At 59.7% G+C, this 14,966-nt stretch carries 13 protein-coding genes; 10 read left to right on the top strand and 3 right to left on the bottom strand.

Annotated elements, in window-relative coordinates; all coding sequences use genetic code 11:
* Positions 1–43: 43 nt before the first annotated feature.
* Positions 44–826, top strand: a complete 783-nt coding sequence (gene tatD / locus ACJ8KE_RS19340; RefSeq protein ID WP_442517347.1) for a 3'-5' ssDNA/RNA exonuclease TatD — start codon at positions 44–46, stop codon at positions 824–826.
* Positions 827–840: 14 nt separating this feature from the next.
* Complete coding sequence (gene hemB, locus ACJ8KE_RS19345; RefSeq protein ID WP_004934463.1) at positions 841–1,863, top strand: porphobilinogen synthase; 1,023 nt, start codon at positions 841–843, stop codon at positions 1,861–1,863.
* A gap of 45 nt (positions 1,864–1,908) precedes the next feature.
* On the opposite strand, the gene rfaH is transcribed toward hemB, so the two are convergent.
* Entirely contained in the window at positions 1,909–2,397 is a 489-nt protein-coding gene (gene rfaH / locus ACJ8KE_RS19350; RefSeq protein ID WP_016929445.1) for a transcription/translation regulatory transformer protein RfaH, read from the bottom strand.
* A 245-nt stretch (positions 2,398–2,642) separates the two neighbouring features.
* Here rfaH and pepE point away from each other — a divergent pair, with 245 nt between their 5' ends.
* The 3 genes from pepE (at position 2,643) to fre (ending at position 5,703) form a co-directional block, all read left to right on the top strand.
* The gene (gene pepE, locus ACJ8KE_RS19355) at positions 2,643–3,368 is read left to right on the top strand and encodes a dipeptidase PepE (protein WP_004934469.1); all 726 of its coding nucleotides are present in this window, start codon (positions 2,643–2,645) and stop codon (positions 3,366–3,368) included.
* Between the two features lie 62 nt (positions 3,369–3,430).
* Positions 3,431–4,951 carry a 4-hydroxy-3-polyprenylbenzoate decarboxylase gene (ubiD, locus tag ACJ8KE_RS19360; protein WP_015376309.1) on the top strand — a complete coding sequence of 507 codons (1,521 nt, stop codon included), beginning with the start codon at positions 3,431–3,433 and terminating at the stop codon, positions 4,949–4,951.
* 50 nt (positions 4,952–5,001) lie between these two features.
* On the top strand, positions 5,002–5,703 hold the full coding sequence (gene fre, locus ACJ8KE_RS19365) for an NAD(P)H-flavin reductase (RefSeq protein ID WP_004934474.1): 702 nt from the start codon (positions 5,002–5,004) through the stop codon (positions 5,701–5,703).
* Positions 5,704–5,875: 172 nt separating this feature from the next.
* Here the strand turns inward: fre and fadA are convergent, their stop codons facing one another.
* Both fadA and fadB read right to left on the bottom strand, forming a co-directional pair.
* Positions 5,876–7,039 carry an acetyl-CoA C-acyltransferase FadA gene (gene fadA, locus ACJ8KE_RS19370; RefSeq protein WP_033638974.1) on the bottom strand — a complete coding sequence of 388 codons (1,164 nt, stop codon included), beginning with the start codon at positions 7,037–7,039 and terminating at the stop codon, positions 5,876–5,878.
* 10 nt (positions 7,040–7,049) lie between these two features.
* Complete coding sequence (fadB, locus tag ACJ8KE_RS19375; protein WP_016929440.1) at positions 7,050–9,239, bottom strand: fatty acid oxidation complex subunit alpha FadB; 2,190 nt, start codon at positions 9,237–9,239, stop codon at positions 7,050–7,052.
* 233 nt (positions 9,240–9,472) lie between these two features.
* Between fadB and ACJ8KE_RS19380 the strand changes: the two genes are divergently transcribed.
* From ACJ8KE_RS19380 to hemG, 5 genes are all read left to right on the top strand, one after another.
* Complete coding sequence (locus ACJ8KE_RS19380; RefSeq protein ID WP_442517349.1) at positions 9,473–10,669, top strand: MFS transporter; 1,197 nt, start codon at positions 9,473–9,475, stop codon at positions 10,667–10,669.
* A gap of 112 nt (positions 10,670–10,781) precedes the next feature.
* Positions 10,782–12,113, top strand: a complete 1,332-nt coding sequence (gene pepQ, locus ACJ8KE_RS19385; protein ID WP_239442393.1) for a Xaa-Pro dipeptidase — start codon at positions 10,782–10,784, stop codon at positions 12,111–12,113.
* Positions 12,113–12,727 carry an IMPACT family protein gene (locus ACJ8KE_RS19390; RefSeq protein WP_079452310.1) on the top strand — a complete coding sequence of 205 codons (615 nt, stop codon included), beginning with the start codon at positions 12,113–12,115 and terminating at the stop codon, positions 12,725–12,727. Before pepQ ends, ACJ8KE_RS19390 begins: the two co-directional genes overlap by 1 nt.
* A 35-nt stretch (positions 12,728–12,762) precedes the next feature.
* A complete protein-coding gene (trkH, locus tag ACJ8KE_RS19395) occupies positions 12,763–14,214 on the top strand; it encodes a Trk system potassium transporter TrkH (protein WP_004934492.1) in 1,452 nt (483 codons plus the stop codon).
* 21 nt (positions 14,215–14,235) lie between these two features.
* A complete protein-coding gene (hemG, locus tag ACJ8KE_RS19400) occupies positions 14,236–14,769 on the top strand; it encodes a menaquinone-dependent protoporphyrinogen IX dehydrogenase (RefSeq protein ID WP_028127640.1) in 534 nt (177 codons plus the stop codon).
* Positions 14,770–14,966: the final 197 nt, after the last annotated feature.

Consider the following 14,966-nt stretch of genomic DNA (forward strand, 5'->3'; position numbering starts at 1 on the left):
TTGCGAAGCCGCCCATTGGGCGGCTTTTGCTTTGGAAAAAATCATGTTTGATATCGGCGTTAATCTGACCAGCAGCCAATTCGCCAAAGATCGCCAGGCGGTGGTGGAGCGCGCCCGCGCGGCGGGCGTTACCGGGATGTTGATTATCGGCACCGATCTGGCAGAGAGCCGCGAAGCGGCGGAACTGGCGCAGCAACATGCGGGTTACTGTTGGTCTACCGCCGGTGTGCATCCGCACTACGCCAGTGGTTGGGATGAACACGCCGCCGAGCAGATTTATGCGTTAGCCGCACGCCCTGACGTGGCGGCGATCGGCGAATGCGGCCTGGATTTCAATCGCAACTTCTCGACGCCCGCGCAGCAGGAAGCGGCGTTCACCGCGCAGCTGGCGCTGGCGGCGGAGTTGGCGCTGCCGGTGTTTCTGCATTGCCGCGACGCACACGCACGTTTTGCCGAGCTACTGACGCCGTGGTTGGATAAACTGCCCGCGGCCGTGGTGCACTGCTTCACCGGCACCGCCGAAGAATTAACAAGCTGCCTGTCGCTGGGTTTGTCGATCGGGATTACCGGTTGGGTCTGCGACGAGCGGCGCGGCCTGGAACTGCGCGCACTGTTGCCGCAGATCCCAGCCGAGCGTCTGCTGCTGGAAACTGACGCCCCTTATCTGTTGCCCCGGGATTTACAGCCTAAACCCGCATCTCGCCGCAACGAACCCTGTTTCCTGCCCCACATCGTGCAGCAGGTCGCCGTCTGGCGGCGGGAAGAGCCGCAATGGCTGGGGCAAAAAACCGATGAGAACGCCCGCCGGCTATTCCGGCTGGTTTGAGCTAGGAGAAAACTATGAGCTATGCATTTCCGGGCACCTTCCCTGGTCGCCGTATGCGCCGCGTGCGCCGTCACGACTTCAGCCGCCGCCTGGTGGCCGAGAATCAACTGACGGTCAACGACCTGATTTATCCGGTGTTTGTCATGGAAGGCAGCAACCGCCAGGAAGAAGTGGCCTCGATGCCGGGCGTATCGCGCATGACGATCGATCTGCTGGTCAAGGAAGCGGAAACCATCGCCAAACTTGGCGTGCCGGTGATTTCCCTGTTCCCGGTGATCGAACCGAGCCTGAAATCGCTGCATGCGGAAGAAGCCTATAATCCTGAAGGGTTGGTACAGCGCACGGTGCGCGCGCTGAAAGACGCGGTGCCTGAACTGGGCATTCTGACCGACGTGGCGCTCGATCCCTACACCACGCATGGGCAGGACGGGGTGATCGATGAGCAGGGTTATGTGATTAACGACGTGACCAAAGACATTCTGGTGCGTCAGGCGCTGTCCCATGCTGAAGCGGGCGCGGAAATCGTGGCGCCGAGCGACATGATGGACGGCCGCATCGGGGCGATCCGCGATCGTCTGGAATTGCAGGGCCTGGTGAATACCCAGATCATGGCCTACTCCGCCAAGTATGCTTCCTGCTACTACGGCCCGTTCCGCGATGCGTTGGGCTCCAGCGGCAATCTGAAGGGCGGCAACAAGAAGACCTATCAGATGGATCCGGCCAACAGCGACGAAGCGCTGCAGGAGATTGCGCAGGATCTGCAGGAAGGTGCGGATATGGTGATGGTGAAACCGGGCATGCCGTACCTCGACGTTGTGCGCCGCGTGAAGGATACCTTCGGTGTGCCAACCTTCGCTTATCAGGTGTCCGGCGAGTACGCGATGCATATGGCGGCGATTCAGAACGGCTGGCTGCAGGAGCAACCTGCGGTGATGGAATCGTTGATGTGCTTTAAACGCGCCGGCGCCGACGGCGTGCTGACCTACTTCGCCAAGCGTGTCGCCCAGTGGCTGCACGACGACGCGATGCGCCGCTAAGCGTAAAATGAGCCAACAAAAAGGCGCCTGAGGGCGCCTTTTGCATTACATCTTCTGGAACTGTCGGTTGTCGATGCTTTGGCTGACCTGCTTGTTGATCAGGTTCAGCAACAACATGGAACGCGCTTCGCCGTCCGGCTCGGTGTAGATCGCCTGCAGCCCTTCGAACACGCCGTCGACGATCAGAACGGTATCCCCCGGCTGTGGGGTTTCCGGATCGACATAGGTTTCGCAGGCGTGCGTGCGCAGTTCATCGATCACCTTGCTCGGGATGACGCTCGGCAACGCGCCGAAACGCACGAAGTGGCTGACGCCACGGGTGGCGCTGATGGTGGTGGTGTGAATGCGCTCCGGGTCGAACTCCACAAACAGATAGTTGGGAAACAGGGGTTCGCTGACCGCGATGCGCTTACCACGCACGATCTTTTCCAGCGTGATGATCGGGCTGAGGCAGTTTACCTGCTGCCGTTCCAGATGTTCCTGCGCCCGCAACAACTGACCGCGTTTGCAATAAAGTAGATACCAGGATTCCATAGTTTCACATGCCTTTCTGCCAGCCGGTAAGCATATCAAAAGCTATTCCGGATACATAGTGATGCAAGTTTCAGCGTGTAACATCACCTATCTCTATGAATCTGCGGCTATTAGCGAGGGGTCACACACTTATCGATACGGCGCTGGTATAACAGAGGGCTAAAAATTTGTTACCGTCACAGTATGACAGGCGTAGCGCCGCCGGCTGTGACGCTATTCATCGTTTTCGACCGAGGGGGAAAGAAATGGAGCTGTTTCTGTTGAGCAACGGCAAGCTGTCTGGCGAAGCCGAGCTGCTGGGGTACGCTAAAAGCCAGTTGCTGGCGATGATTGCGCGTCGCGGCATCAAATCCGCCGTCTTTATCCCTTACGCCCTGATTCGTTACGACTACGACCAGCGTGCGCAGGAACTGGCGCAAACGCTGGGCATTGAAGTCACCAGCATCCACCATGCCGCTTCACCGGCGGCGGCGATCGCGCAGGCGGAGTGCATTTTGGTCAGCGGCGGCAATACCTGGTTGCTGAACCAAATGCTGCACGAGCAAGGCCTGATCGTGCCCATCCAGCGCGCGGTGCGCGAGCGTGAAGTGCCTTACGTCGGCTGGAGCGCCGGTTGCAACGTGGCCACGCCGAGCATTCGCACCACCAATGACATGCCGGTGCGCTGCAGCGTGGTGCTGCCGGCGCTGGGGCTGTTCCCGGTGCAGATCAACCCGCACTACATCGACGCGCATATCAGCGGCCACATGGGCGAAACCCGTGACGAGCGCCTGGCGGAGTTCTGCGCGATCAACCCAAGCGAATCGGTGGTGGCGCTGCGTGAAGGTAGCCTGCTGCACGTTGAAGGCAATGCGCTGCGTTACTTCAGCGCTAACGGGCAGGGCTTCAAGGTGTTCCGCCACGGTGAGGAGACGCGTGAATATCAGGATACGCGCGCGCTGGCTGCGCTGGTGCCGTTCAACTGCGGCTGAGGGCCACCCGGCGGCGGGCGGCGTTAACAAAATTGCAGCAACAACCGTGAAGAGGGCTTATAATGCCCTCCCCACTGGCCGTTATAATGATCAGCATGAAATACCGTGACTTACGCGATTTCCTCTCGTTGCTGGAGAAGAGAGGGGAACTAAAACGCATCAGCCAGCCGATCGATCCTTACCTGGAAATGACGGAGATTGCCGATCGCACCCTGCGAGCGGGCGGTCCGGCACTGCTGTTTGAAAACCCGAAAGGGTATGACATGCCGGTGCTGTGCAACCTGTTCGGCACCGCCAATCGCGTGGCGATGGGCATGGGGCAGGAAGACATCAGCGCGCTGCGCGAAGTCGGCAAACTGCTGGCGTTCCTCAAAGAACCGGAGCCGCCGAAAGGCTTCCGCGATCTGTTCGACAAAATGCCGAAGTTCAAGCAGGTGCTGAACATGCCGACCAAGGTGCTGGGATCCGCGCCTTGTCAGGAGCAGGTATGGCAGGGTGACGATGTCGATCTCAGCCGTATTCCGGTGATGCACTGCTGGCCGGAAGACGCCGCGCCGCTGATCACCTGGGGGCTGACCGTGACCCGCGGCCCGCATAAGGAACGGCAAAACCTCGGCATCTATCGCCAGCAGGTGCTGGGCAAGAATAAAGTGATCATGCGCTGGCTGTCGCATCGCGGCGGCGCGCTGGATTATCAGGAGTGGTGCCAGGCGCACCCGGGCGAGCGTTTCCCGGTTGCGGTGGCGCTGGGCGCCGATCCCGCTACCATCCTCGGTGCGGTCACGCCGGTGCCTGATACCTTGTCCGAATACGCCTTTGCCGGGTTGCTGCGCGGCAACAAAACCGAAGTCGTGAAGTGCCTTTCCAACGATCTGGAAGTGCCCGCCAGCGCCGAAATCGTGCTTGAAGGCTATATCGAGCCGGGTGAAATGGCGCCGGAAGGCCCCTACGGCGACCACACCGGTTACTACAATGAAATCGACCAGTTCCCGGTGTTCACCGTTACTCACATCACCCAGCGCCGCAACGCGATCTACCACTCGACCTACACCGGTCGCCCGCCGGATGAGCCGGCGATCCTGGGCGTGGCGCTGAATGAAGTGTTCGTACCGATCCTGCAAAAGCAGTTCCCGGAAATCGTCGATTTCTATCTGCCGCCGGAAGGGTGCTCTTACCGCCTGGCGGTAGTGACCATGAAAAAACAGTACGCCGGCCACGCGAAACGCGTGATGATGGGCGTCTGGTCGTTCCTGCGGCAGTTTATGTACACCAAATTTGTTATCGTCTGTGACGATGACGTCAATGCGCGCGACTGGAACGATGTGATTTGGGCGATCACCACACGAATGGATCCGGCAAGGGATACCGTTCTGGTGGAGAATACGCCGATCGACTATCTGGACTTCGCCTCGCCGGTTTCCGGCCTGGGTTCGAAGATGGGGCTGGACGCCACCAATAAATGGCCGGGTGAAACCGATCGCGAATGGGGCCGTCCGATTCAGATGGATGAAAAGGTACGTGCGCGCGTCGACGAAATCTGGGATGAGCTCGCAATCTTCAGTGACAGGGAACCGACGTTATAGCGTCAGGCTCTGTTCTCAGCTTTGCATTGATGACCCGACAGAGGGAACGCATGACAATATTGAGCTGTAAAGTGACCTCGGTAGAGGCCATTACCGATACGGTTTATCGGGTACGTCTGGTGCCCGAGCAGCCGTTTTCTTTCAAGGCAGGGCAATATCTGATGGTGGTGATGGATGAGCGCGACAAGCGTCCGTTCTCACTGGCATCAACCCCGACGCAGCAAGATTATATCGAGCTGCACATTGGCGCTTCGGAACTGAATCTGTATGCCATGGCGGTGATGGATCGCATCCTGAAAGAGCAGGCGATCACCGTTGACGTGCCGCACGGCGACGCCTGGCTGCGGGAAGAGGGCAGCCGTCCGCTGGTGCTGATCGCCGGCGGCACCGGTTTCTCTTACGCGCGTTCAATCTTGTTGACCGCGCTGGAGCAGCAGCCGGATCGCGACATTTCAATCTACTGGGGCGGGCGTGAGCTGAAGCACCTGTACGATTTGAGCGAGCTGGAAGCGCTGTCGTTGCAGCATCCGAATCTGAAGGTGATCCCGGTGGTCGAGCAGCCGGAAGCCGAATGGCGCGGCCGCAGTGGCACCGTGCTCAGCGCGGTGCTGCAGGATTTCGGCACGCTGGCGGAGCATGATATTTACATCGCCGGGCGTTTCGAGATGGCGAAAATCGCCCGCGAGCGTTTCTGCGCCGAGCGCGGCGCGCTGGAAGCGCATATGTTTGGCGACGCGTTTTCGTTTATCTGACCGATGCGATGCGCGGTGAACGGGGTGGCCGAGGGTCGCCCCGTTTTTATTTGGGCGTCGGCAAACTTCAGGCATAAAAAACCCGCCCCTGACAGGCGGGAAGAACGGCAACTAAACTTGGCGGGATGCCGCGATTTGAAGTAGTGACGCGGTCATCCCAAGATAGACACAGCTAAACGCGTTCAAAGACGGTGGCGATGCCCTGGCCCAGGCCGATGCACATGGTCGCCAGGCCGAACTGCGCGTCGCGACGTTCCATGTTGTTCAACAGGGTGGTCGAGATGCGGGAGCCAGAACAGCCCAGCGGGTGGCCGAGCGCGATGGCGCCGCCGTTCAGGTTAATCTTGTCGTCGATGCTGTCCATCAGCCCCAGATCCTTGATGCACGGCAGCGACTGGGCGGCGAACGCTTCGTTCAGCTCGAACAGATCGATGTCCTGCACGCCCAGACCGGCGCGTTTCAGCGCCAGCTTGCTGGCCGGCACCGGGCCGTAGCCCATGATGGAAGGATCGCAGCCGACCACCGCCATCGAGCGGATGCGGGCGCGGGCCTTCAAACCGAGCGCTTTGGCGCGCGATTCGCTCATCAGCAGCATGGCGGAAGCGCCGTCCGACAGGGCGGAGGAGCTGCCGGCGGTGACGGTGCCGTTGACCGGATCGAACGCCGGACGCAGGGCCGACAGACTTTCGACGGTGGTTTCCGGGCGAATGACTTCGTCGAAATCGTAACGGGTCAGCACGCCGTCGGCGTCGTGACCGTTGGTCGGTATGATCTCGTTTTTGAAGTAACCTGCCAGCGTCGCCGCATGTGCGCGCTGGTGGGAGCGGGCGGCAAACTCATCCTGCATCTGGCGACTGATGTTGTGCATCTTGGCCAGCATTTCGGCGGTCAGCCCCATCATCCCGGCGGCTTTGGCCACGCTGCGGCTCAGGCCCGGATGGAAATCCACGCCGTGATTCATCGGCACATGGCCCATGTGTTCCACGCCGCCGATCAGGCTGATGTGCGCGTCGCCAACCATGATGGCGCGCGCCGCGTCGTGCAGCGCCTGCATCGAAGAGCCGCACAGGCGGTTGACGGTCACCGCCGGCACGCGGTGCGGGATCTCGGCCAGCAGCGCGGCGTTGCGGGCGATGTTGAAGCCTTGTTCCAGCGTTTGCTGCACGCAGCCCCAGTAAATGTCATCAATCTCGGCGGCGTCCAGCGCCGGGTTGCGGCTCAGCACTTCACGCATCAGGTGAGCGGAGAGATCTTCGGCGCGCACCTGGCGGAAGGCGCCGCCCTTGGAGCGGCCCATCGGCGTGCGTACGGCATCAACAATAACTACGTTTTCCATCTTTATGACCTCATGCCGGTTGGCGGGTAGCGACGTCGGACAGCGGTGTTGCCACCGGGTAGTAGCTTTCATTGCGTTCGGCCTTGGCGCGCAGACCGGCCGGCACCTGGTACAGGGCGCCGAGGTGTGCGTAACGCTGGGCCAGCTCAACGTAGTTGGCGGTGCCGAGCGTATCCAGGTAGCGGAACACGCCGCCGTGGAACGGAGGGAAACCGATGCCGTAGACCAGCGCCATATCGGCTTCGGCCGGGCTGGCGACGATCTTTTCTTCCAGGCAACGCACCACTTCGTTGATCATCGGGATCATCATGCGCGCGATGATTTCTTCGTCGCTGATGGTCTGGCGCGGTTGGCTCACTTCGGCCAGCAGCGCATCGGTCTGCTCGTCGTTGTCCTTGCGCGGTTTGCCTTTGCTATCCTGGCTGTAGCGGTAGAAGCCCAGCTGATTTTTCTGACCGAAGCGCTGGTTGTCGAACATCACGTCAATGGCGTCGCGATAGTCTTTGCTCATGCGATCCGGGAAGCCGGCGGCCATTACCGCCTGCGCGTGGTGCGCGGTGTCGATGCCCACGACGTCGAGCAGGTAGGCCGGGCCCATCGGCCAGCCGAACTGTTTCTCCATCACTTTATCGATTTGACGGAAGTCGGCGCCGTCGCGCAGCAGCAGGCTGAAGCCGGCGAAGTACGGGAACAGCACGCGGTTGACGAAGAAGCCCGGGCAGTCGTTCACCACGATCGGCGTTTTGCCCATGCGGCTGGCGTAGGCCACCACTTTGGCAATGGTCTCGTCGCTGGTCTGTTCGCCGCGGATGATTTCCACCAGCGGCATACGGTGCACCGGGTTAAAGAAGTGCATGCCGCAGAAGTTTTGCGGGCGCTTCAGCGATTTTGCCAGGTGATTAATCGGAATGGTCGAGGTGTTCGACGCCAGAACGGTGTCCTCACCGATCAGGTTTTCCACTTCCGACAGCACGGCGGCTTTGACTTTCGGATTCTCGACGACCGCCTCAACGATCACCTGCGCGCGCTCGATGCCGGCATAGTCCAGCGTCGGCTGAATGGTCGACAGCACCTGCGCCATTTTCAGGCCATCCAGCTTGCCGCGCTCCAGTTGCTTATTGAGCAGCTTGGCCGCTTCGCTCATGCCCAGCGTCAGCGACTTGTCGCTGATGTCTTTCATGATCACCGGCACGCCTTTCAGCGCCGATTGGTAGGCGATACCGCCGCCCATGATGCCGGCGCCCAGCACCGCCGCCTGTTTCGGCGCATCCACATTCTTGGCCAGCTTTTTCGCCTGGCCCTTCACGAACTGATCGTTAAGGAAGATGCCGACCAGCGCGCGCGCTTCGTTGGAGCGGGCCAACGGCACGAAGCTGGCGGTTTCCAGTTTCAGCGCTTCATCGCGGCCCAGCTTGGCGGCGGCTTCAATGGTCTTCACCGCGGTCATCGGCGCCGGGTAATGTTTACCGGCGGTCTGCAGCACCATGCCTTTGGCGGTGGTGAAACTCATCGCCGCTTCAATCGGGCTGAGTTTCAGCGGCTCCAGCTTAGGTTGACGCGCGGCGCGCCAGTCCAGCTTGCCGTCGATCGCCTGTTGCAGCATGTTGAGCGCCGCTTCGGCCAGTTTTTCCGGTGTCACCACCGCATCCACCAGGCCGACTTTCAACGCGTCTTTGGCGCTGACGTCTTTGCCGGCGGCGATGATTTCCAGCGCGCTGTCGTTACCCAGCAGGCGCGGCAGACGGACGGAACCGCCGAAGCCCGGCATGATGCCCAATTTGGTTTCCGGCAGGCCGATGCGCGCGTCCGGCGAGGCGACGCGGAAATCGGTCGCCAGAATGCATTCGCAACCGCCGCCGAGCGCATAGCCGTTAATGGCCGAAATGGTCGGTACCGGCAAATCTTCCAGCCGGTTAAAGACGTTGTTGGCGAATACCAGCCACTCGTGCAGCTTTTCAGCCGGTGCGGCGAACAGAGAAAGGAATTCGGTGATATCGGCGCCGACGATAAACGCGGCTTTGGAGGAGCGCAGCAGCAACCCCTTGAGCTCAGGCTGGTTTTCCAGCACGGTGAGCGCTTCGCCCAGGCTGGCGACGGTGCGGGTGTCCAGCTTGTTGACCGAGCCCGGTGCGTTGAACACCAGCTCGGCGATGCCGTTATCGAGCCAGTGCAGTTGTAATGTTTCGCCTTGGTAGAGCATGTCTATCTCCTGAATCAGCGTATGATCTGGTATGACCAGATGAAGAGGAGTGTGGTTTTTATGTTAAAAATATGCAAATGAGAGATTGCATATTTGCTGGTCGGATCACATGTCGCCAAGTTAGTTTTTTGATTTGAAACGAAGTTATATTTTATGTGCTATCGGCATTTGCTGGAGTGTGTCGGCACTCATACACTTGCTCGCAGCGAATGAACATTCAGACGAGGTTACGCATGACTAAGGCGGCTTGTGTCAAACGCAGCGGCTTATGGAGCATTCCGGCCAGAACCATGACGCTGGCATGTCTGTTGGTGTTTATGGCACAGATGGCGACGACCGTGTATTTGCCTTCGCTGCCGACGGTGATGCGGGAGCTGGCGATGAGCCGACGCGCCACCGAGCTGTCCATTTCGATCTTCGTCATCGGCGCCGCTTTGCCGGTGCTGTTCTGGGGCGCGGCCGCCGATCGCTTTGGCCGCCGTGCGCCCCTGACGCTGTCTTTGTTTCTTTTCATTGGCTGCAGCGGGCTGTTGGCGCTGTGCAGCAACGGCGCCCAGCTGCTGGCGCTGCGTGCGCTGCAGGGTGTGGGCGCCGGCGGTGCGGCGATCATTGCGCGTATCATCGTGCGGGATAACTGGAGCGGTGACGAGTTGGCGCGTCGGTTATCGGTGCTCTCCATCGCTTTTATCACCGCGCTGGGCGGTGGTCAGTTTGTCGGCGGCCTGCTCAGCCAATATTCGCACTGGCAGATGGGCTTCGTCCTGATGGGCGCCACCGGTTTGATCATTCTGGCGCTGATGGCGACGCTGCCGCTGGAGGCGGGACGGGCAGGGGGCGTGCGCCCGGCGATGGCGGCCACCTACTTTGCCATCCTGCGGCGGCCGGGGTTCTTCTGGCCGGCCTGCGTCGGCGGATTGGGCTTCGCCACCACGGTGACATTGCAGGAGGTGAGCCCGTTCGTCATGCAGCAGGGTTTTGGCCTCAACGTTACGGCGTTCGGCGCGCTGGGGTTGGTGATAGGTATCGCCTACTTTAGCGGCGCGTTGACGGTGAACCGCACGGTGGCGCGTGTCGGCGGGAAAAAACTGATGCAAACCGGCAGCGGCATCGTCGCTCTGGCGACGGTAGCGATCCTGCTGTTGTGGTGGAGCGGCATTCTGGCCGGCCTTTCCGGTATGGCGCTGTTCATCGCGCTGTATTGCCTGACCATTTTTGGCCAGGCGGTGTTGTTTCCCAACAGCATGGCGATGGCGGTTAGCGACGCCGAAGAGCACGGTGCCTATGCGATGGCGCTGTGTGGCTTTCTGCAGCAGTGTCTGGCGGGCATTGCCGCGGCCGGCGCGGTGTTATTGGAGCACCACGGCCTATGGGCGCTGGCGATAGCGTTGCTCGGCCTGGCCGGCTGGCTAATGGTTAAACTGCGGATGTAACGGCATTTGCAGGGAATTGCGAGCTGCTCCGCATGCCCAACGCGATAAGGTTGGTGCGCCGGAGCGCTGTGTTAAGATGACTTCTTTCGTGCTAAGGCATAAGGGTACTGTGATGGAAACGCTGGCTTCTTTGTATAACGACCACTTGGCAGAGCTGCAAAAACGCGCGCGCGAAGTGCTGGAGCGCAACAAGTTGGATGCGCTGCTGATTCACTCCGGGGAACTGCAAAAGGTATTTTTGGACGACCATAGCTATCCGTTCAAAGTGAATGCGCATTTCAAAGCTTGGGTGCCGGTGACGTCGGTGCCGAACTGCTGGTTGTGGATCGACGGTGTCAACAAGCCGAAGCTGTGGTTCTACTCCCCGGTCGACTACTGGCACAGCGTAGAACCGCTGCCGGACAGTTTCTGGACCAAATCCCTTGAATTGATGCCGCTGGCCAACGCCGACGCCATCGCCCAGCAGCTTCCGCCGCAGCGTGAGCGCGTCGGCTATATCGGTTATGCGCAACAGCGCGCCCGCGATCTCGGCATTCCTTCTGAGAACATCAACCCGAAAGCGGTGCTGAACTACCTGGATTTCCACCGTTCGATCAAAACCGGCTACGAGCTGGCCTGCATGCGCGAAGCGCAGAAGACGGCGGTAACCGGCCATCGTGCGGCGCATGAGGCGTTCCTCTCCGGCATGAGCGAGTTCGACATCAACCTGGCCTACCTGACGGCGACAGGCCACCGTGATACCGACGTGCCTTACGACAACATCGTAGCGCTGAACGAACACGCTTCGGTACTGCACTACACCAAGCTGGACCATCAGCCGCCGGCCGAGTCCCTGAGTTTCCTTATCGACGCCGGCGCGGAATATAACGGCTATGCCGCCGATCTGACCCGCACCTACGCGGCGCAAAGCGGCAGCGAGTTCGCCCACCTGGTGAAAGATCTCAATGGTGAACAGCTGGCGCTGATCGACACCATCAAGCCCGGCGTGCGCTATACCGACTACCATGTGCAAATGCATCAGCGCATCGCCAAGCTGCTCAAGAATCACAAGTTGGTGAACGGCCTCAGCGAAGAGGCGATGGTTGAAACGGGTATTACCACGCCGTTCCTGCCGCACGGGCTGGGCCATCCGCTGGGCCTTCAGGTGCACGACGCCGCCGGCTTTATGCAGGACGAACAAGGCACCCATCTGCCGGCGCCGTCCAAGTATCCGTTCCTGCGTTGCACCCGCGTGTTGCAGCCGGGCATGGTGTTGACCATCGAGCCAGGTCTGTACTTCATCGAATCTCTGTTGGCGCCGTGGCGCAGCGGTGAATTCAAGCAGCACTTCGCCTGGGATCGCATCGATGCGCTGAAGCCGTATGGCGGCATCCGTATCGAAGACAACATCGTGATCCACGAAAAGCGCATCGAGAACATGACGCGCGATCTGAACCTGGCCTGATGCGGCCTTACCCGATACCGGCGGAAGCAACCCGCTTTACCGAAGAAATAAAGAAGAGCCGTTTTATCACCCTGCTGGCGCCGACCAGCGGGGTAGAAGCGGCAAAGGCGTTTATTCAGCAGGTGCGGGATGAGCATCCGGCGGCGCGACACCATTGTTGGGCATTCGTCGCCGGCAGCCCCGATGACTCGCAGCAACTGGGGTTCTCAGACGACGGAGAACCGTCGGGCACCGCCGGCAAACCGATCCTCGCGCAGCTGATGGGTAGCGGTATCGGTGAAGTGGCCGCCGTGGTCGTTCGTTACTATGGCGGCGTCAAGCTGGGCACCGGCGGGCTGGTGAAAGCCTATGGCAACGGTGTTCAACAGGCGTTGAAGCAGTTGGCGTTGGCACAAAAGGTGCCGGAAGCCGAATATATCTTGCAGTGCGACTATGCGCAGTTGGCGTTGGTGGAGAACTTGCTGCAGCAAACCGCAGGTCGGATCCTGCAGGGCGAATACGGCGCCGCCGTCGTGCTGCATCTGGCGTTGCCGGCAACCGAGGTCGAACTGTTTGGGAATAAATTGCGTGATCTCAGTCGCGGTAATTTGCAATTAACCCCCATTTCGCAATAATTCCTCCCAATTGAATTGCTAAGGATCGTGCTGAAATGCATTTTCGCGCCATAACCCGTATCGTTGGTCTGCTGGTCATCCTGTTCTCCGGGACGATGTTTATTCCCGGCCTGGTGGCATTGATTTACCGCGATGGGGCGGGGCGCGCGTTCAGCCAAACCTTCTTCGTGGCGCTGACCATCGGTCTGATGCTGTGGTGGCCGAACCGCAAACAGAAACACGAGTTGAAGCCCCGTGAAGGCTTCCTGATTGTCGTGTTGTTCTGGACCGTGCTGGGCAGCGTGGGGGCATTGCCATTCCTGTTTTCGGAACGGCCTAATTTGTCGCTGACCGACGCCTTCTTTGAATCCTTCTCGGGATTGACGACCACCGGCGCAACGACGCTGGTGGGGCTGGACTCGTTGCCGAAGGCCATCCTGTTCTATCGCCAAATGCTGCAATGGATGGGCGGCATGGGGATCATCGTGTTGGCGGTGGCGATACTGCCGATACTTGGCGTCGGCGGCATGCAGCTGTATCGGGCGGAAATGCCCGGGCCATTGAAAGATAACAAGATGCGTCCGCGCATTGCCGAAACCGCCAAAACCCTGTGGCTAATCTATGTGTTGCTGACCGTTGCCTGTGCGCTGGCGCTCTGGGGGGCCGGGATGTCGGTGTTCGACGCCATCGGCCACAGTTTCTCGACCATCGCCATCGGCGGGTTTTCTACCCACGATGCCAGTATCGGTTATTACGCCAGCCCGACCATCAACACCATCATTGCCGTGTTCCTGCTGATTTCCGGCTGTAACTACGGCCTGCACTTCGCTTTGCTAAGCGGCCGCAGTCTGAAGGTGTACGGGCGTGATCCTGAATTCCGCATGTTCATCTTCGTTCAGTTGACGCTGGTGGTGGTATGCACGTTGGTGCTCTGGGGACATGGCGTCTATAAGAGCGGTATGGAAACGCTCAATCAGGCGTTCTTCCAGGTGGTATCGATGGCGACCACGGCTGGTTTTACGACCGACAGCATCGCCAAGTGGCCGCTGTTCCTGCCGATGTTGTTGCTGTGCTCAGCGTTCATCGGCGGTTGTGCCGGCTCGACCGGCGGCGGCCTGAAGGTGATCCGTATCCTGCTTCTGTACCTGCAGGGTTCGCGAGAGTTGAAAAGGCTGGTGCACCCCAACGCGGTCTATACCATCAAATTGGGCAATCGCGCACTGCCGGAACGTATTCTGGAAGCGGTGTGGGGATTCTTCTCCGCCTATGCGCTGGTGTTTATCGTCAGCATGCTGGCGATCATTGCCACCGGCGTTGACGATTTTTCCGCGTTCGCAGCAGTGACGGCAACACTCAATAACCTTGGCCCCGGCCTGGGCGTGGTGGCGGATAACTTCACCACGATGCCGGCGGCGGCCAAGTGGATCCTGGTGGTGACGATGCTGTTCGGACGCCTGGAAGTGTTTACATTGCTGGTGCTGTTCACGCCAACTTTTTGGCGTGAGTAAGTCTGATATAAGGAGTACGCCATGAAGGCATTGATACTTTATTCGAGCCGTGACGGGCAAACACGTGCTATCGCTTCTTATATAGCAAGCAAGCTGCAGGACACGCAGCGATGTGAGGTGATCGATCTGCTGCAGGCGGAACAGGTCGACCTTAGCCAGTACCAGCAGGTGATGATCGGCGCTTCTATCCGTTACGGGCACTTTAACCCGGCGCTGGATAAATTCGTCAAACGTCATGCCGAACAACTGAATCGAATGCCGAGCGCGTTCTTTGCCGTGAACCTGACCGCGCGTAAACCGGAAAAGCGCTCGCCGCAAACCAACGCCTATACCCGCAAGTTCCTGCTGGCCTCGCCGTGGCAGCCAAAACAGTGTGCGGTGTTTGCCGGCGCATTGCGTTATCCGCGCTATCGCTGGTTCGACCGCATCATGATTCAATTTATTATGCGTATGACGGGCGGTGAAACGGATACCAGTAAGGAAGTGGAGTACACCGATTGGCAGCAGGTCGATCGTTTCGCCCAGGAATTTAGCCAGATCCAGTACGAAAAGTGACAAAAATGCGGGTTTGGTCAGCGTTTTGCTGAAAAAATCCGCGCTTGAAAAGTTTTTTGCATTTAGGGGTTGCGGCCCGCCGAGAACTCCCTATAATGCGCCTCCACTGACCGGGAACAACGACTGACAAGCCGCCGGGTCAGCGAGAAGAAAGCGAAATAAACGCTTGACTCTCCGGGCGAAAAGCGTAGTATACG

Origin of the sequence: Serratia sp. CY56464, from assembly GCF_052168435.1 — a bacterium.
Lineage (GTDB): Bacteria > Pseudomonadota > Gammaproteobacteria > Enterobacterales > Enterobacteriaceae > Serratia > Serratia marcescens.